The sequence below is a fragment of the Pseudovibrio exalbescens DSM 16456 genome, from assembly GCF_000422785.1.
Taxonomy (GTDB): domain Bacteria; phylum Pseudomonadota; class Alphaproteobacteria; order Rhizobiales; family Stappiaceae; genus Pseudovibrio; species Pseudovibrio exalbescens.
Genome location: NZ_AUGS01000014.1, coordinates 75,136 through 93,982, shown reverse-complemented (window position 1 = coordinate 93,982; position 18,847 = coordinate 75,136). Strand labels below are relative to the sequence as shown.

Here is an 18,847-nt window from a genome sequence, read left to right as displayed (position 1 = left end):
GAAATTGTTCATGTCACTTCGCCTGATTTACCCGCCGCAAACGGATCCCACCGCGCCTGATGTTGAGTTGATAGATCTGGCGGCGCGTGTTTGCGCTATGGGTGGACACCTTCTTGACGCCAACCAATTGGCATTTCGACGCTTTCTCTCAGGTTCCCATGCTGCAGCCCGCTGTGCACTACTGGAAAAAAAGCTGACTGATTCAACGCCGGATGAGGGGCTGTTGAATGGCGATCACGCCTACGGCTATTACCGTCTGCTGCGCAGCAAGCTTTTACAGTCTGACCTCAGCGAAGAAGATGCCGGGCATATGTTGAGTGAGTTGCTTCAACAGGATGCATCGCCGCGCAGGCAAGATGTGTTACGCCAAGACATAGAACGAAGGCTCGAAGTTGGCATTGCACCTTACTACGGGCAGCTTCGTCTCAACGACTTAACCGCTGTGCATAGTACAGAAGTGAGTTCGGATCTCCGTGCCGTTTGCAAGGATCAATCATTTCCCTATCACGATTTTTGGCGAGACCTTATTGGAAGGGTCGGGGTGAAGGCCTCCGAGACTTGGCTTGTCTGGCTTGATGCGGACCAACAACTCCTACCCACTATGAGCTTGCTAAAAGCGCTGTCTGAGTTCAGCACGCATGGCGAAGACCTGCCGAACCTTGTTTTCTGCGGGCCGGTTTCGCCGAGCTTGAATAAAGCAAAGAAATGCGGCGCACTGCCAGACGTTCCCGTTGAAATCCTGCCAGACAAACCTAGCGTCATGGCAAAGCTGGCGGATGCCGACATCGGTGTGTCCCCCCACCATTGGGTCAGTGCAATCGAGTCCTTTACACTTCAGGGGCCAGCGGTGCCTGTCCTGCGGGTAACGGCCTCTCCGGAGTCGAACCATGCGTTTCATTCCATGTTGGCAAGTGGCGCTCTGGATGAAACATCAGTGCGACTGCTGTTCGTGGCACCGAGCACGCCCGATGCCCTGTTGGATCTGGCGGGGCTTCTTGCCGGTAAGGAAGCTGCATGGTCGGCCACCCTTGGTTTCGGCCGGACGCTTTCACGGGAGGTCGCGCAGCGTTTGGCGCATGCGGGCTTGAGCTCATTGATGTTTGAGGTCAAAGGGTTTGTGGGTTGGGCCGATGAGTCGTCAGCACAGGAAGGGTTACTGGCCTCTTGGCGTGCTGCCAAGCAGGCTGGTCTATATGTATCGCTAACGTTGGTCTATGGCTTCCCACGGGATACGGCTTCGAGCTTCGAGAGGTTTATCTCGTTCCTTGAAAAGAATAGGGATGAGATAGACCAAATCTTGCGTCTAAAGTTATACAGGGTGCCAATTGGCTCTCCTGCACACCAAACGCCTGAAGATTTTGGCATCGTCGAGCTGATGGATCCCGGAAATGCAGATCTTCCAAGAACTCTTCACTTTCGGAGTGAAACCGGGCTCAACAGTGAGAATTTTTTCCAAACCGCAGCTGAGTTGGCGCCTCGCCTCAAGCTCCGTGACAACGACTTGCCGCCATCGCCACTTCATGCCGATGAAGGAAAGCCCAACGCTGTTGAGATACCAGAACAGACGAAATCAGGCCTAACGGAAGAGGTCGGGGACAATCTGAAAGTCACAAAAGCGCCCGGCGTCCGGCTGGTCCAAACACAATTTGACTACCGCGCACTGGATGATCTTTATGGCGACTTCCGACCTCGGCCAAACACACCACCTCCGCAACCAACCAATGTGGCAGCGAAGAAAGCATGGCTCGCGTACAATGCGGGCAATGGCCGCATCGTAAACCTGAGTGACGTTTTGGGCGGATTACTAAGCAAAGCGGAAGAACCAAGTTCCTTTAAAGACTTGACGGGATCATTCCCGCCTGCTGCTCGGGAAAAGATTGAACTGGCACTGAAGAAACTCATGGAGCACGGGCTCCTCGTGCCCGAGCCGCAAACTGCTTATATCTCAGCCTAGCAAAACAAAACATCAATGCTCATAGCACTTCGTTTCTGAGTATTTTTATATTCCATAACGCGTATTATCATTCATAAACCTGTAGGCGGGGTGGATTCACAAACGAAGTGCAAATGCTGTACGAATACAGAGAGTTGCATGGAGTGTGAAGAATGGGCGCCCACTACTGTCACCTGAAGCTGGACGATCGACGGAAGCTTGCAAAGTGGCTTGAAGCCAAAATGCCGATATCAGAGATCGCGGACAGATTGGGCCGCGATCCGTCCACGATCTACCGAGACATCAAACGGAACCGATACACGGACGCCGACCTGCCCGAACTGAACGGCTATCATGCGCTTGTGGCTCAGGACAAATACGAGAAGCGCCGCGCGCTCCATCGCAAGATGATCGTGCATCCAGATCTCAAGGCCGCCATTGAAGACCGTCTGAAGGCAGGTTGGTCCCCTGAACAGATCGCGGGCCGGATGCACCTGGAACGCCACCCAATCCGCGTGAGCCACGAGACGATCTATCGGTTCGCCTATTCCAAGGACGGTCGTGACGAGCAGTTCTATCGTCACCTCCCCGAGCATCGCCGCCGCCGCAGGCCGCGTGACTTTCGCAGGCATCCCCGGACCCACATCTTCGACGTTCAAAGCCTGTCACACAGGCCTGAACGCATCTCTGAACGCGATGAGTTTGGCCACTGGGAGTGCGATCTGATGATGTTCCGCAAGGAACATGGAAAGGTCAACGTGACGTCCCTGGTCGAGCGCGTCAGCCGCTTTGCCGTCGTCCTGCGCAATGAGGATCGCCAGTCCAAACCGATCATGGAGGCGCTGATCCAGGGTCTGGCTCTCCTGCCCGCCGATGCACGTCAGTCGATCACTTTTGATCGAGGCACCGAGTTCTCAGCCTGGAAGCATCTCAAAGCCGGGATCGGCGCTAGTGCGTGGTTCTGCGATCCCCAAGCGCCCTACGGTGGATTCACAAACGAAGTGCAACCCGCGCAAGTCAAACTCGCAACATCAACTACGGCTCAGCAATTGGTAGCCTGGTGCTGTTATGGCGGTAACGGTTGTGATGGCTGCGTCATCGACCCAGGTTGTGCGTTCCATCGCCAGAAGTGCGCACCCCGGCGTCACAGCCAAAAGATCGGCTGTCTCTTCATCGGCATTTACCGCATAAAACTTAAGCTCAATCCGAGTATATGGAGCATTCTTCAGCAGCCACTCATTCGCATTTTCTCGTGTCAAATCAACCGCAAGTATATTCGGCACCGTATCGATGGAAACCCAACGATCTTCAAGGGTATAGGGACGCCCATCCGAGAGATGCAAGCAAACGATCTGCAGAAACTCGCTCGGTTCAGTCATGCCAAAGGCCGCTTGAACGGCGCGGGTTGGAGGGCGTTTGGCCTTTTCGATCAGTTGATACCCATACTGCCCGCCGCGCTGCTCGATCTCTAACCGCGTCAGTGGTATATCAAGAGTTGCGCGAACCAGTGGGTTTTTGCGCACATGGGTGCCGCCTTTGCGTCGGCGCTCAACAATTCCGCTGTCTGACAAATCCTGCATGGCACGTTGGATGGTGGAGCGCGCGCAATCCAGATCCAAGGCCAGTTCGGCATCTTTGGGCAGTTTGTCTCCCGGCCCATAACGACCCGAGAGGATCCATTCATGAATGCGATCCCGAACTGTCTTCCAGCTTTGGCGTCCTTGTTGCATCAAATCCCTTGCCTCAGGCCATCCATGACCGCCCGAAAGCGCCTTACGATGTTTTCTCGGTCTTTATGGCAGCCATCTTGAACGACGTGGCGTCCGGCGCTCCAGACATCGCGGATGCATTCACGTCCGCGCCCACCGAAGATGAGAGCATCCAGAGCAAGATCACCGCGGCGGTTGTAAATCCATTCGTTTTCTCTGTCGAGCGCGATCAAATCGGCCCACGCCCCCGGGGCAATTTGACCTGAATTACGTCCCGCTGCTTGCGCCGCGCCCCTTGCGGCACCTTCAAACAGAACGCGACCAGCAGATCGCCCCTGCTCTGCCGTTGCGGCACGAGTGTTATCTCTCAGCCGCTGTGAGTAATCCAACATGCACAGCTCTTCAAACAGGGCGATGTGAACATTCGAGTCTGAACCCACACCAAAGCGTCCTCCTGCAGCCAAGAACTGAGTGCAGTTGAAGATACCGTCTCCAAGGTTGGCCTCGGTAATTGGACAGAGCCCAGCCACAGCCCCCGTCTTGGCCAGCGCAGTCGTCTCCGCATCAGACATTTGCGTACAATGAATGAGGCACCAACTTCTATCGATATCAAGATTGTTCAGCAACCACTCAACAGGACGCCCTCCGAGATGCATTTTCACTTCGTCCACCTCGGCCATTTGCTCGGCCGCATGGATATGTACTGGCCCATCGCCCAGTCGACCCACCTTTTTTAAGGTCTCAGGATCAACAGCACGCAGCGAATGCGGCGCCACCCCCAACACCGCGTCTGCATTCGCTTTCCGCAGATGGGTGGCGCTTGCTTCATGGAGCCTCTCAAACCCCTCAAGATTGTTGCCAAAGCGTTTTTGCCCACCTTCAAGGCTTCGCCGATCACATCCACCATGACTGTAAAGCACTGGTAGAAGTGTCAGGCCGATGCCGGTTGCCTGCGTTGCGGTCACAATTCGTCCCGCCATTTCGGCGGGGTCATTGTAGACTTTCCCACCAACGTCGTGATGTAGATAGTGGAACTCGGCAACGGCAGCATACCCTGCCTCGAGCATCTCCATAAAAACAAGGGATGCGATCGCCTCCACATCTTCAGGCGATAATTGGTCGAGGAACCGATACATTAACCGGCGCCAAGTCCAAAAGGTATCGCGCGGATCTGGACCACGTGTCTCGGTAAGACCCGACATGGCGCGTTGAAAGGCGTGGCTGTGAAGGTTCGTTGGGGCAGGCAAAAGCAAATCAACCTCTCGACCCCTTGAATGGCTGCCCGGTTCGACGGATGCGATTCGTCCCTCAGCAATTTCGACCGTTACGTCATTGGCCCAGCCATTTGCAGTAAGTGCTTGCTTGGCGTGCAGGATTTCCATGAGATCACTTCTGTTGACATATTATGTCGCTACATATTACGAATATGAATGCTCATTAGCAAGAAGGACGCACGATGACCGACGTCAGACTGATCACGAATGTCAGGGCTGCGATGATCTCGAAGGCGAGCTATGGCTTGACGGATGACGCGGCGATTGTGCTTGAAAACGATACCATCGCATGGGCCGGCAAAAGGACCGATATCCCGAGTTATGTGTCCAAAGCGCAGCCTGTAGATATGGGCGGCAGATTGGTCACGCCCGCGCTCATTGATTGCCATACGCACATTGTCCACGGCGGAAACCGCGCCAGCGAGTTTGAGATGCGTCTGGAGGGTGCGAGCTATGAAGAGATCGCCCGTTCCGGTGGCGGTATAATGTCAACCGTAGCTGCAACCAGAGCCACATCAGAGGAGAACTTGCTCTCCGCTGCGTTGGTCCGTGTGGACGCTCTGATTGCAGAGGGGGTTGGGACTGTTGAGGTCAAGTCGGGATACGGGCTTGATATGGATACCGAGCTGAAAATGCTTCGGGTGGCCAGGGCAATTGGCAACAACCGGCCAATACGCGTTACCACCACGTTTCTTGGGGCTCATGCGCCGCCCAAAGGCGCCGATGCAGATTCTTACATCGATGATATTTGCCTACCTACACTTGAGGCCGCCCATGCGGAGGGCCTGATAGATGCTGTTGATGGGTTCTGTGAGGGGGTCGCATTTTCCACCGCGCAAATTGCTCGTGTGTTCGAAAAGGCTCAGGCTCTTGGCGTGCCAGTAAAGATCCATTCAGAGCAGCTCTCACATCTGGGGGGAACGGAACTTGCGGCTCGGTACAACGCACTTTCAGCGGACCACCTAGAATATGCGAACGAGTCTGATGTGCAAGCTCTTGCCGGCGCTGGTAGCGTCGCTGTACTGCTACCGGGCGCTTATTACACGTTGAAGGAAACGCAACAGCCCCCAATTTCGGCATTGCGAAAGCATGGTGTGCCGATGGCCATCGCGACCGATTGGAATCCTGGCACATCACCTTTGGGATCGCCCTTGTTGGCAATGAACATGGCCTGCACACTGTTCGGCTTGACGCCGACAGAGGCGTTGATCGGAACTACTCGTAATGCGGCGCAAGCCCTTGGCCTTGATGATTGCGGCACCATCGCTCCGGGGAAACGTGCTGATTTGGCCGTATGGAATGTGACCCACCCCTCCGAGCTATCCTATGGCATTGGTATCAATCCACTTCACAAACGCATCTTTGGAGGCCGTCTATGACCTTGGTGCTGGAACCGGGCGTGTGTACACTCGCCACGCTTGAACAAATTTGGCAGGGAGAGTGCGCAAGGCTGGATCCTTCAGCACGAGGCGAAGTGGACGTTGCTGCTGACCGGGTTCGCAAGGCCGCACAAGGAGACCTGCCAGTTTACGGCGTGAATACGGGATTTGGGAAGCTCGCCTCGGTTCGGATTGCACCTAAAGACACCAAGGCGCTGCAGCGCAACCTTATCTTGAGCCACTGTTGCGGTGTAGGAACACCGCTTGATGCGGAAGCCACGCGTCTGATGATGGCGCTCAAGCTTCTCTCCTTGGGCCGTGGAGCTTCCGGCGTACGATGGGAAATCTGCGCCTTGATTGAGGCCATGCTGAACAAGCGTGTCATTCCGGTGATCCCATCTCAAGGCTCCGTCGGCGCGTCGGGAGATTTGGCTCCCCTCGCCCATCTTGCGGCGGTCATGATCGGTGAAGGCGAAGCCTTTTTCAACGGAGAGCGGCAACAAGGTGGGACCGCGCTGAAACAAGCCGGGTTATCACCTGTGGTGCTGGGTCCCAAAGAAGGCCTTGCGCTTATCAACGGCACACAGTTCTCTACTGCCTGTAGTCTCAGTGCTCTGTTCGAAGCTTGGCGGATGGTGCGAACGTCGGTTGTAACTTCATGCCTTTCAGCTGACGCAATCATGGGGTCAACCCAACCGTTGCATCCTGAAATCCACCGCCTTCGTGGCCAACCCGGTCAGGTAGATGTGGCTTCAGCCATGGCCCGCCTCATGGAAGGCAGCGAAATACGGGAAAGCCATTTGGAGAACGACAACAGAGTACAAGATCCGTACTGCATCCGTTGTCAGCCACAGGTCGCCGGCGCATCTCTTGACCTTTTGCGTTTTGCGGGACGTACTCTGGAAATCGAAGCCAATGCAGTAACCGACAACCCGCTGGTGACAGAGGATGGCATTTTCTCAGGCGGAAACTTTCACGCCGAACCCGTGGCCTTTGCCGCAGACCAGATCGCGCTGGCCCTAGCAGAAATAGGGGCCATCGCGCAGCGCCGCGTCGCCTTGATGGTGGATCCTGCGCTTAGCCACGACCTACCACCATTCCTGACGCCGGAACCGGGCCTGAATTCGGGTTTCATGATCGCCGAAGTAACAACAGCCGCGCTAATGAGCGAGAACAAGCACCTCGCCAATCCATGCTCCACGGACTCCACCCCAACTTCGGCCAATCAGGAAGATCACGTCAGCATGGCAGCCCATGGTGCCTACCGGCTCAAGCGGATGAATGACAATCTCGCGGTCATACTAGGCATTGAGGCACTTTGCGGAGCCCAGGGCATTGAGGCTCGCGCGCCGCTCAAAACATCCACGCCACTACAAGCCGTGGTAGCCAGATTGCGAACCGATGTGCCGGCCCTCACTGAGGACCGCTTCCTTGCTCCGGACATAGAAGCGGCTGCGGCTCTGGTGCGTGACGAAAAACTCGTGGATGCGGCTGGCATGGAGTTGCACATATGAGCTTTCTTGATGTCCATCAAGGCGAAAGCCCACTCGTGCTGGGGCTTCCTCATACAGGAACTGATCTGCCAGAAGAAATCGCTGCGAACCTGAATGAACGGGGCCGCGCTTTGGCCGATACCGACTGGCATGTTCATGATCTTTATGCCGACCTTGTGCCCGACGTAACAACTGTTCGTACACGGATCCACCGCTATGTCATTGATGTGAACCGCGATCCTACTGGTACCAGTCTCTATCCGGGCCAAAACACCACAGCATTATGTCCTCTGACGGACTTTGATGGCTTCTCAATTTATCAAGAAGGCTGCGAGCCTTCAGAGACGGAAATAGAAGGCCGAAGGCTGGTCTATCATGCACCTTATCACGAAGCTCTACAGACAGAGCTGGACCGGGTCAAAACTCTGCATGGCTTTGCCATTCTCTACGATTGTCATTCCATACGATCAAGAGTGCCATTTCTGTTTGAAGGTACGCTGCCCGACTTCAATGTGGGGACCAATGACGGCACCACATGCGACAACCGAATTGAACAACATGTAACTGAGGCATGTGATCGGGCAGAGAGCTACACCTGCATCCTCAATGGCCGCTTCAAAGGCGGCTGGACCACCCGCCACTACGGAAGACCGGCAGAAGGTTTACACGCAATCCAAATGGAACTCGCTCAGTCCTCCTACATGCTGGAGCGTGCACCATGGACCTATGATCCGGCCAAGGCGGATCAGCTACGAGCCCATCTCAAAATTATTCTCGCCACATTGAGGAACTGGAGGCCAGCATGACCAACCCGCGACACAATCTGCGCGACATCTATCCGCCCACTGGTAGTAAAATTTCCGCTAAGAACTGGCAGGCTGAGGCTGCAATGCGGATGTTGATGAACAATCTCCATCCCGAAGTGGCTGAAAACCCGCACGAATTGGTTGTGTATGGCGGCATTGGGCGCGCTGCGCGGACATGGAATGATTTCGACCGTATCGTGGCAGGTCTCAAGGATCTTGAGTTAGATGAAACCCTTGTAGTCCAGTCAGGCAAGCCAGTTGCTATCATCAAGACCCACACCGACGCACCGCGCGTTTTGATAGCCAACTCGAACATCGTGCCACACTGGGCCAATTGGGATCACTTCAACGACCTCGATCGCAAGGGGTTGATGATGTACGGCCAGATGACCGCAGGGTCTTGGATCTACATCGGCTCACAAGGCATTGTACAAGGCACATACGAGACCTTTGCCGAGGCGGGACGTCAGCACTATGATGGTGATCTGAAAGGCAAATGGATCTTGACAGCCGGACTGGGCGGCATGGGAGGAGCACAGCCTTTGGCAGCTGTTATGGCCGGAGCTTGCTGCCTTGCCGTGGAATGCAATCCGGACAGCATCGATTTCCGATTGCGAACCCGATATCTGGACGAAAAAGCCGAAAGCCTTGATGAAGCACTCGAGATGATCGAGTGCTGGACAAAAGCAGGCGAAGCAAAGTCGGTCGGGCTCTTGGGAAATGCTGCCGACATCTTTCCAGAGATCCACCGTCGAGGCATACGACCAAGCATTGTTACCGACCAAACCTCCGCACATGATCCAATCAACGGTTACCTTCCTCAAGGTTGGACGCTAGCAGAATGGCGTTCAAAACGTGAAACAGAGCCCAAAGCGGTCGAGAGTGCCGCCCGAGCCTCAATGAAAGTCCACGTCAACGCCATGGTCGATTTTTGGAATGATGGCGTACCAACACTGGATTATGGCAACAACATCCGCCAGGTAGCATTGGAAGAAGGTCTGGAGAATGCTTTCGCTTTTCCCGGCTTTGTACCCGCCTACATTCGCCCGCTTTTTTGTAAGGGTATTGGCCCATTCCGATGGTGTGCCTTGTCCGGTGACCCGGAGGACATCTACAAGACCGATCAGGCGATGAAGGAGTTGTTCCCTGATAACACGCATCTTCACTCTTGGCTCGACATGGCACGAGAGCGAATTTCATTTCAAGGATTGCCCGCACGAATTTGCTGGATCGGGTTGGGAGATCGTCATCGGGCTGGCTTGAAATTCAACGAAATGGTTGCCAGCGGCGAATTGAAAGCACCGGTTGTCATTGGTCGTGACCATCTCGACAGTGGATCAGTTGCCAGCCCCAATCGCGAAACCGAAGCGATGAAGGATGGCTCTGATGCCGTTAGCGACTGGCCCTTGCTCAATGCCCTCGTCAACACGGCAAGCGGAGCAACCTGGGTCTCGCTCCATCATGGCGGCGGAGTTGGCATGGGTTTTTCTCAGCATGCCGGCGTAGTAATCGTCGCGGATGGTACGCCTGAAGCGGCGAAACGACTGGAGCGGGTGTTATGGAACGATCCAGCCTCAGGTGTGTGGCGTCATGCCGATGCCGGTTATGACACGGCAATTGAATGTGCAAGAGAACACGGCCTTCGATTGCCGGCAATACTCGGCAATTAGTCCCACTGAGAGGAAATCAAAAAACTCAAACCTGCACCCATGCGGGTATTGTCAAACCGCGGCAAGCTCGTGCCCATCAATGGGCTCTCATGAGCTTGCTCGGACCTTCGCTCCAGGAGACCATGACGTTCCATCTTCTCCAACCTTGTGTTGAGCGCCACAGTGCGAATAAACAAATCGCTCGCTTGCCGAACGCAGGCGTGTTCGCAAAGTGATATCACTTTGCCTATCCTGCCAGTCCCCCAACTGACAAAGTCTGAAAAGATCTGCACTACTCTGAAAGAATTTGAAAGATTTTGCATAAATCTGGCATAAACTGCATTGTTTTGCCAAACTCTGACCAATCACTCCCGAAAACACTCCAGTACAAGGCTGACCACTGACAAGGTTTGCGAAATTTTGACAGGCATTGCAAAACTTTGACAAACTTTGACAAAGTTTGAACAGGTTGCCTATCAGACCGCCCAAACTGCACTCATGCATCACTCCCGCGTCCGAACACGGCGTCCCACTACAAAGCCGCTCAGCAACGGCGTGCCGTGCGGCAGTTTGAAACCTAAATTTTCGATTTCATGCCGGCATCTAATACGCGATTTTTGATGCCATCAGAATGCTCTCTCGTTTTCGGCGGCTGAGGGATCGAAAGCCGTTGTTGCACATGGCTAGGATCAAATCTTTTGCCGTCATGCAGCAGTTATCTTCGTTTCTTATTCCACGTTCGCGTCGATAGGCTCTTCACTCAGTAAGCGATTGTTTGCTGTGGGGTTACTGAGATGAAGCCTGTTTCCAAAGGCCTGCTGTTTCCAGAATGTTCATTTGACGGGATCGTTCACAGCGTGTTCAGGCATGCCGTAAACATCCAGCTCTCGGACTGGGACAAAACGGGCATTCTGATCAGCCTGCTACACCACAAGTTCCAGAATGCTCCGAACGCCTTGCGCGTTGCAGAAGCGGACGGAACCGACTGGCGGGGTCTCTTCACTCCAGCAAGCACCGTTTACGGACGTGGGGGTACACTTCGCTTTTGCGGAGGGGTGCCGATAAAAATCAGCAGTGCCACAGTCCCGATCTGGACGGCACCTTGCCCCGAAGTCTCCATCAGACCAGCCAAACTTCGTGTGCACTGGAAAGAGATCGACCAATGCTTGACCTCCCTTGCTCCGGCTGGAGCCTCTTTCTGGTGCACACCTTTTTTCCCAAAATCCTTGAATGGATTGAGGACACGCGAAATGGCAGAAGCCGCTGTGTTTCCTCTCATTGGTGCAGGATCTGGCCTGACCCCATCTGGAGACGATTATTTGATTGGGCTCCTGCTCATTTTGCAGGTCACAGAGCCCGATTGCCATAAGGTGCTGGCTTCAACAATCACCCGGCACCTTTCTCGCACCACACACGTCAGTGCCAGCTACCTCAAGTTGGCTGCCAAGGGGCATTTCAGCGAGGCCCTGACTGACTTGCGCCAAGCCATCTTCTCTTCCTGTCCCACCTTGGTCCCACTCCAACGGGCCATAAACCGCGTTCTCGCGGTGGGCAGCACCTCGGGCGCAGACACACTCGCCGGAGTTCGGGCGGCTTTGGCCTCAGCCACTCCGGCATTCCATTAACCCTAGGAAGGTCCGTTTTCGAATGGAAACAAGAATAAAAGTATTCAAGAATCTTTATAAGGATTCTGTCTCACTGATGCAGATTTCGGCGGAACTGCTGAAACGACCTGACATCGATGGCGCCTCTGTTGCCATGGCAACAGAAACCAATCTCCACCAATTACAGGAGGCCGGATTTGAGCTGAACTTCGATGCAGGCCCCAACGATCTGTTTGTCGCTATTCGTGGAGCCGATGCAGAAGTACTGGATACAATACTGAACGAGGTCGAGGGCCAACTTACGGCTGCTCCGGTCGATCAAGGGGATAGCGGTACGTACAGCCAACCCAACACGAGTGTTGAAATGGCTTTGGACGCACAGCCCGACGCGAACCTGGCTCTGATCTCTGTCCCTGGCCAGTTTGCCGCAGCAGAAGCCATGAAGTCGTTGCGACTTGGCCTCAATGTTATGCTCTTCAGCGACAACGTCAGCCTTGAACAGGAACTGGAACTCAAGCAGTACGCCGAGGCCAATGATCTTCTGGTCATGGGACCCGACTGCGGCACTGCAATAATCAACGGCACACCGCTCGGTTTTGCCAATGTAGTACGCCCCGGCCCTATCGGCGTCATCGCCGCATCTGGGACCGGGCTGCAAGAAGTCACCTGCCGCATTCATCAACTTGGCTCAGGCATCTCGCAAGCGATCGGGACCGGTGGTCACGACCTCGCCGAACAGATTGGCGGAATCTCCATGCTGCATGGCATGCGCGCTTTGGCAAAAGACCCGGCTACGGAGATTATCGTGCTGATCTCCAAACCACCGGCACCAGCCGTTGCGGAAACCATCCTAAACTTGGCGCGGGAAATCGAGAAGCCAGTGATCATCCACTTCCTCGGTGCTGAACCAGAGAGCCTTGAAGGCAATGGCGTATTTGCGGCCGAAACCCTTGCGCAAACCGCCGAGATGGCAGTAGGTGCGTTGAGTGGCTCGCCGTCTCGAACCACTGAAGGCGCTCTCGACCTTGAAGCCCAGCAACGCCTGAAACAGGTTACGGGCAACCTCGCTTCAACCCGCAAGTTTCTGCGTGGGGCGTTCGCAGGCGGTACGTTCTGCTATGAGGCACAACTGTTGTGCCGCGCTGCCGGACTGAAGGGGTATTCCAACACACCCGTTGCCGGTTACTTGTCCTTGGACAATATCTGGTCGAGCCGCGAGAACACCTTGGTCGACCTCGGTGATGATGACTTTACCAAGGGGCGGGCTCATCCCATGATCGACCCGTCACTGCGAAATGAACGCATCCTCATGGAGGCCACCGACACCGAAACCGCTGTCGTGCTCTTTGACGTTGTTCTTGGATACGGCGCTTCGGAAGAGCCTATCGCAGAACTGGTCACCACCATTCACAAAGCCCAATCAGAGAACCCATCCGCTCCAGCCTTCATCGCGCACGTTTGCGGCACGGATAGCGACCCTCAATCCCGAGAGGCAACCATCGAGACATTGGAAAGCTTGGGCGTGCTGGTAGCGAGCAACAATGCCGAAGCCACTCGCTGGGCAACTCACATCGTGCTCAGCCGCCAATCCTGAAAGTGCTGTCTGCAAGGAACAAAGAAAAATGACACGGCTATTTGATCAAAAGATCAGCGTACTCAACATCGGTCTGCAATCCTTTGCCGACAACATAGCAACTGCGGGTGCCCCGGTGTCCTCCATTATGTGGCAACCCCCTGCCGAAGGTCAGATTGAGGCTGGCCTGGTTCTGGCTCGGCTGCTCAACGACCCAGAGGTCATCAAGGCGAACGAAATCGCTATGGAGCGATATCTTGGTGTGGAACCGGTTCTGGTTGACGTGCAAACGGCTGGGGACGTACTGCCTGATTTTCGTGCAGATAAGCGCCTTTTGCACTCTGGTCCACCTATCGCTTGGCAAGACATGTGCGGCCCAGTCAAAGGCGCGTTGATGGGCGCTGCAGTCTATGAGGGATGGGCAAAGAACGTTGAAGATGCATCCCGAATGCTTGAAAGCGGTGAAATCCAGTTCAGCCCCTGCCACAGCTACAATGCGGTAGGCCCGATGGCAGGCATCATAAGCCCGTCAATGCCGGTTTGGGTTGTGGAAGATGCAAACAGCGAAGCGCGCCACCGTACCTTCAGTAACTTCAATGAAGGTCTGGGCAAAGTTCTCCGGTTTGGAGCCAACAGCACCGAAGTGCTGGACCGCCTACGCTGGATTGAGCAAGAGCTGGCTCCAACACTGCAAAAAACACTCCAGGTTACCGGCCCCATCGAACTCAAACCGATTATGGCTCAGGCGCTGCACATGGGCGATGAGGTGCACAATCGAAATGCTGCCGCAACCGGTATCTTGATCAAGAAGCTGGCCCCAAGCATTTTGAAAACGGACGCTTCTACGGATGTTCAAGAGCGTGTGCTGTCCTTCCTCGCGTCCAACGACCACTTCTTCCTGAACCTGTCCATGGCCGCCTGCAAAAACATGCTGAATGCCGCAGCAGGGGTACCCAACTCCACAATGGTCACGGTGATGGCGCGCAATGGTGTCAACTTCGGCATCCGCATGTCAGGCACAGGGGATCAGTGGTTTCAAGCGCCAGCAAATCCTGTCGACGGCCTGTTCTTCCCAGGATATGGCGTTGAAGATGCAGCTGCCGACCTTGGCGACAGTGCCATCACCGAGACGGCCGGCGTAGGTGGTTTTGCAATGGCAAGTTCACCAGCAATCGTCAAGTTTGTCGGCGGCACGCCACAGGATGCTACCAACAACAGCCGGCGCATGCAGTCCATCACTTTGGGTACCAACCCGGCTTTCACCTTGCCCCCTCTGAACTTTGCACCAACCGCAGCTGGCATTGACGCTATCAAAGTCGTCGACCGCGGCGTGCTGCCAATCATCAATACTGGCATTGCGCACAAGGAAGCGGGTGTCGGTCAAATTGGTGCCGGGATCACAACAGCCCCCCTCCAGTGCTTCGTTGAAGCCCTGCTGACCCTGTGGGCCAAGCGGAAAGGAAACAGCTGATATGAGTAATCAGAAACTGGCAATCGTCGCATTCGGTGGTAATGCGTTGATTGAGGACGATGCCCGATGCTCCATTCTGGACCAAAGCGCCACGGTCGAAAAGAACGTAACCTACATCGTTGATCTGGTCGAGGCAGGTTGGCGCGTTCTTCTCACACATGGCAACGGTCCGCAGGTTGGGTTCATCCTGCGCCGTTCCGATCTAGCTGCCTGTGAGGTTGCACCAGTACCGGTGGACTATGCCGTGGGCGACACTCAAGGTGCAATTGGCTACATGTTCCAACGTGCCCTCACCAATGAGCTACGGCGTCGCGGATTGAACACACCTGTCGTCGCATTGGTAACCCAAACGCTTGTCGACGAAAACGACCCGGCCTTCGACACACCGTGCAAACCCATTGGAGGGTTCATGGATGAAGCCACGGCCAAGGCAAACGAAGACAAATATGGCTGGACAGTTGTCGAGGATTCTGGACGCGGATGGCGTCGTGCTGTTCCCTCTCCCAGACCAAAAGACATTGTAGAGCTGGACGTAATCGAGAAGTTGCTGGATACCGGCGCGCTGGTCATTGCTGGCGGCGGCGGCGGTATTCCCGTTTGCGAGACAACCGAGGGCCAACTGCAAGGGCTGGAAGCCGTGGTCGACAAGGACCTGACAACCGCGCTGTTGGCTTCCAAGTTGAACGCAGATGCCTTCATCATTCCGACAGGAGTGGAGAAGGTGGCAATCAATTTCGGTAGGCCAGACCAGCAATGGCTTGACACCTTGAGTGTCGACGAAGCGGCACGCCTATCTGAAGAAGGACAGTTCGGAGAAGGTAGTATGAAGCCCAAGGTTGAAGCCCTCTTGAGCTACGTTCGAAATCACGACAGCGCTATCGGCATCATCACCAGCCCGCAATCCCTTGCCAAGGCTCTGGCAGGTGATACAGGCACGCGGATAGTGAAATAGGTATCTCAGCACATAAAGAGGGGCGGCAATGAGCAGTCCCTCTTGCTCCAATCAAACACCAAGTTAAGCCGCCTCTCCAGGCGGCTTTTCTGTTACCGGCTTTTCCTGCAGCGCTCTCCTGTTGCGCCGCGTGCCGCTTGAACGATGACGGCCCCACCTTGCCCCGCAACTGGGCACCAACCAACCCTATCTATCAGGTGGTCTAGCAGGCAAAGATCGTACTTGGAGGCCTCCACCGGTCCTTCAGGCACACATGCGCAGCGTCTGAACCATTTGCCCCGTACACAGAAAAACAGCCCCGAGCAAAATGCCCGGGGCCGCAAGAGAGTGTTCTCTGGGAGGAGGTACTTCTATTTCTTGATCTTGCAGAAAATGAAGTACAGCACTGCCGCGATCAGAATGGAGTCGAGTGAGGGAATGCTTGTCAGCGTGAAGTAGTCATTCACCGTTGCAAATCCCACAGCAGAAGCAACAAGCCAAGCGACAAAGGTCAGAGGCTTTACGCCTGCTTCCAGATCCAGAACACTGTCCTCATACCCATTACGCCGGTTTGCAAGAAAGTCAGCAATGTAGATGCCGGCAATTGGCGGCGTAACAATGCCGAGGAAAATCAAGAACGGGATGATCAGGCCGATGATGTCGAACGAAGCAACGATGGTGGACAATACGCCCAGAGCAACGGTGATTTGCCAACGGGGCAAATCAGGCAGCAAGCTGGAGACCACGAGAGTGCCTTGGAACATGTTCCCACCGTTGCCCGTAACGGTCGCACCCAATAGAAGCAAGGATGCTGCCAGGGTCGGACCGATTACTGCCATGGCACCGAGCAACGACCCCTCGCCTGTCAGACTGCTCGGGAACGCGCCAACCCAAAACAGAACGGGATAAGCGACTGCAAAGGCAACGACCGCCGCGATTTTGGCGTGGGCCTTGTTGTGCACGAAGCTACCAAAGTCCGGAGACAGCGTTACAAGCACGATCACAGTGCCCACCACGGAAGATACAGCCGCGCCAAAACTGATCGAACTTTCTGTGACGATGCTGGTAAAGTCCGCCGAAACCACTGTGTAGCAGATGTAACCCAAAGCGAGCGCAATTATGGGAACAGCCCATTGAGCGACCTTACCCAACACTTCAATCCCGAATGCTGTAGATGCGACGAAAATTACAGAGCCTATCGCCACAAGGGCAGGCACTGGAACGTCAACACCGGCACGCAACAAAAGCTCATGCAAGGAGTGGCCAAAGGTGTTGGCAGTTACGGTAATCCATCCAAACAAACTAATTGCCAACAACACATTGATGGCGTTCGCACCTGTTTTGCCAAACGGGTAGCGCACAATTTCATAGGTCGTCTTGCGCGCCACTGCACCGATCGTGAGATTGACGATGCCCAATACGGTTACGATGGCACCCCCAAGCACCACAACCTTGAAAACATCCAATGAGGGCATTGTGCTGCCCAAACCAGCGGATGCCAGAAGTGCAGGTGTAACCGCAATGCCCAACATGATGAGCGCAACTTGAAAGCCCGAAGCGGTGTTTCCGGTATTTTCGTTGTCTTGAGACTCCACGAGATGGTTCCCCCTTATCTCGAGTTGTATGATGATGCAGCGCTAGCGCCGCATCACGCGGCCTCCAAGGTCGCCGTGTATTTACGCCAGCAACCGAATTCAGTGATTTCATTCTGGCCCTCGACAAGCCACGGCTCGCCCAGCACACCCAGAACTTCCGAACCGTCATCCAGCTTGACTTTGCCAATGGACAGGCCTGCTGGTTCGCTTTGCAAAATCCCTGCAAAGGCGGCGGCCGGCACATCCCAGATTTCCAACGCAACCTGGGCGTTGGTTTCCTTCGTTCGGATCATGGCCGGATGCACATCATTGATTGACCAAAGGCGATAATGGGCGTCGGTCAACGCTTCACGAACAAAGCTCGCGCCTGCTTTGACCAGATTGTCATTTAGCTCTAGGCCGCGCATGAGGGTCCCATTTACGGCAAGTGCTACTGTTGATGTCATTGTGCAGATCTCTGTTTTGGGCGCCCTTCACACCTTTTGGCAGAAGGGCGCACTACATCCTTTGCGGAAACCACAATGGCTTCGCACTGGGCTTTTCTTGAAGTCGATGGAGCAATGATCAGCCCGAAGGCGATCGGTTGGCCTGCCTATTTCTTAATCGCAGCAACGAGCGATTCAGAATTTGAAACCCAACCTACGATGGCTCCTTGAGCCTTGATCATATCCAAAGCCGAACGATAGAACTCAGGGAAATAGGAGGCTGTACAATCTGAAGGAATGACCACCTCATAGCCACGGTCATTGGCCTCACGAGCGGTTGTGTTGACGCAAACCTCTGTAGTTACGCCACAAATGATCAATGACTTGATACCGCGCGATTCAAGGATCAGAGACAAATCGGTTTGGTAGAACGCACCCTTGCCTGGCTTGTCGATGATCGGCTCACCATCTACTGGATAAAGCTCAGGGATAATGTCGTGACCTTTTTCACCACGCACCAGAATGCGGCCCTTTGGGCCCTGCTCGCCGATGAAGGTTTTGCCACCCCGTGTCAGTTTGGCCGGTGGGCAGTCCGTCAAGTCTGAACGATGGCCTTCACGTGTATGAATTACGAACAACCCTGCTTCACGTGCCGCTTCCAACATCTTGCGGCATGGCTCAATCGCCGAGCGAACCAAGGAAACATCATTTCCCAGCGCCTCACCGAAGCCACCTGGTTCAACAAAATCGGCCTGCATATCGATCATCACCAAAGCAGTCGTTTCGGTGTCAAATTCGAATGCAAACGGCTCAGCTTCACTGTGCACTTTTGCCATTTTCGTACTCCCTGTTCCCACGCCCAACCGTGGGCAAATGCAATTGTTTGACACCAAAACCCTAAGTTTTTGAAGGAAGCCTCACCAGAAAAATTAACTGATGAGCGTGCGCGAAAAAAAACAAATCACTCAAACAAGATAAGTAGTTAAACTTATAATACTTGCATCT

General features: G+C 54.7%; 13 protein-coding genes and 2 pseudogenes. 10 read left to right on the top strand and 5 right to left on the bottom strand.

Features of this window, described 5'->3' with window-relative positions; all coding sequences use genetic code 11:
* Positions 1–10: 10 nt before the first annotated feature.
* A complete protein-coding gene (locus G512_RS0110830) occupies positions 11–1,954 on the top strand; it encodes a hypothetical protein (protein ID WP_028481735.1) in 1,944 nt (647 codons plus the stop codon).
* Between the two features lie 152 nt (positions 1,955–2,106).
* A pseudogene (locus G512_RS23140) lies at positions 2,107–3,087 on the top strand (IS30 family transposase); the annotation flags it as partial.
* Here the strand turns inward: G512_RS23140 and G512_RS23135 are convergent.
* Positions 3,064–3,663: pseudogene (locus tag G512_RS23135) on the bottom strand (GntR family transcriptional regulator); the annotation flags it as partial. The pseudogenes G512_RS23140 and G512_RS23135 overlap by 24 nt on opposite strands.
* The gene (locus tag G512_RS0110815) at positions 3,663–5,024 is read right to left on the bottom strand and encodes a formimidoylglutamate deiminase (protein ID WP_028481732.1); all 1,362 of its coding nucleotides are present in this window, start codon (positions 5,022–5,024) and stop codon (positions 3,663–3,665) included. The gene G512_RS0110815 and the pseudogene G512_RS23135, both read right to left, overlap by 1 nt.
* A 74-nt stretch (positions 5,025–5,098) precedes the next feature.
* Between G512_RS0110815 and hutI the strand changes: the two genes are divergently transcribed.
* The 8 genes from hutI (at position 5,099) to G512_RS0110770 (ending at position 15,843) form a co-directional block, all read left to right on the top strand.
* Positions 5,099–6,295 (top strand): imidazolonepropionase, encoded by a 1,197-nt coding sequence (gene hutI, locus G512_RS0110810; protein ID WP_028481731.1) that lies wholly within the window; start codon positions 5,099–5,101, stop codon positions 6,293–6,295.
* Positions 6,292–7,809 (top strand): histidine ammonia-lyase, encoded by a 1,518-nt coding sequence (gene hutH, locus G512_RS0110805; protein WP_028481730.1) that lies wholly within the window; start codon positions 6,292–6,294, stop codon positions 7,807–7,809. The genes hutI and hutH overlap by 4 nt, the downstream gene beginning before the upstream one ends.
* On the top strand, positions 7,806–8,594 hold the full coding sequence (gene hutG / locus G512_RS0110800) for an N-formylglutamate deformylase (protein WP_028481729.1): 789 nt from the start codon (positions 7,806–7,808) through the stop codon (positions 8,592–8,594). The genes hutH and hutG overlap by 4 nt, the downstream gene beginning before the upstream one ends.
* On the top strand, positions 8,591–10,264 hold the full coding sequence (gene hutU, locus G512_RS0110795) for a urocanate hydratase (RefSeq protein WP_028481728.1): 1,674 nt from the start codon (positions 8,591–8,593) through the stop codon (positions 10,262–10,264). Before hutG ends, hutU begins: the two co-directional genes overlap by 4 nt.
* Before the next feature lie 773 nt (positions 10,265–11,037).
* A complete protein-coding gene (locus G512_RS22145) occupies positions 11,038–11,868 on the top strand; it encodes a DUF2877 domain-containing protein (RefSeq protein ID WP_028481726.1) in 831 nt (276 codons plus the stop codon).
* 22 nt (positions 11,869–11,890) lie between these two features.
* A complete protein-coding gene (gene fdrA / locus G512_RS0110780; RefSeq protein WP_028481725.1) occupies positions 11,891–13,441 on the top strand; it encodes an acyl-CoA synthetase FdrA in 1,551 nt (516 codons plus the stop codon).
* Between the two features lie 28 nt (positions 13,442–13,469).
* Positions 13,470–14,891 carry a YlbE family protein gene (locus tag G512_RS0110775; RefSeq protein WP_028481724.1) on the top strand — a complete coding sequence of 474 codons (1,422 nt, stop codon included), beginning with the start codon at positions 13,470–13,472 and terminating at the stop codon, positions 14,889–14,891.
* 1 nt (position 14,892) lies between these two features.
* Positions 14,893–15,843 (top strand): carbamate kinase, encoded by a 951-nt coding sequence (locus tag G512_RS0110770; RefSeq protein WP_028481723.1) that lies wholly within the window; start codon positions 14,893–14,895, stop codon positions 15,841–15,843.
* Positions 15,844–16,193: 350 nt separating this feature from the next.
* On the opposite strand, the gene G512_RS0110765 is transcribed toward G512_RS0110770, so the two are convergent.
* From G512_RS0110765 to G512_RS0110755, 3 genes are all read right to left on the bottom strand, one after another.
* The gene (locus G512_RS0110765; RefSeq protein WP_028481722.1) at positions 16,194–17,417 is read right to left on the bottom strand and encodes a cytosine permease; all 1,224 of its coding nucleotides are present in this window, start codon (positions 17,415–17,417) and stop codon (positions 16,194–16,196) included.
* 53 nt (positions 17,418–17,470) lie between these two features.
* Positions 17,471–17,863 (bottom strand): allophanate hydrolase-related protein, encoded by a 393-nt coding sequence (locus G512_RS0110760; RefSeq protein ID WP_028481721.1) that lies wholly within the window; start codon positions 17,861–17,863, stop codon positions 17,471–17,473.
* A gap of 146 nt (positions 17,864–18,009) precedes the next feature.
* Positions 18,010–18,678 carry a cysteine hydrolase family protein gene (locus G512_RS0110755; RefSeq protein WP_028481720.1) on the bottom strand — a complete coding sequence of 223 codons (669 nt, stop codon included), beginning with the start codon at positions 18,676–18,678 and terminating at the stop codon, positions 18,010–18,012.
* Between the last annotated feature and the right edge of the window lie 169 nt (positions 18,679–18,847).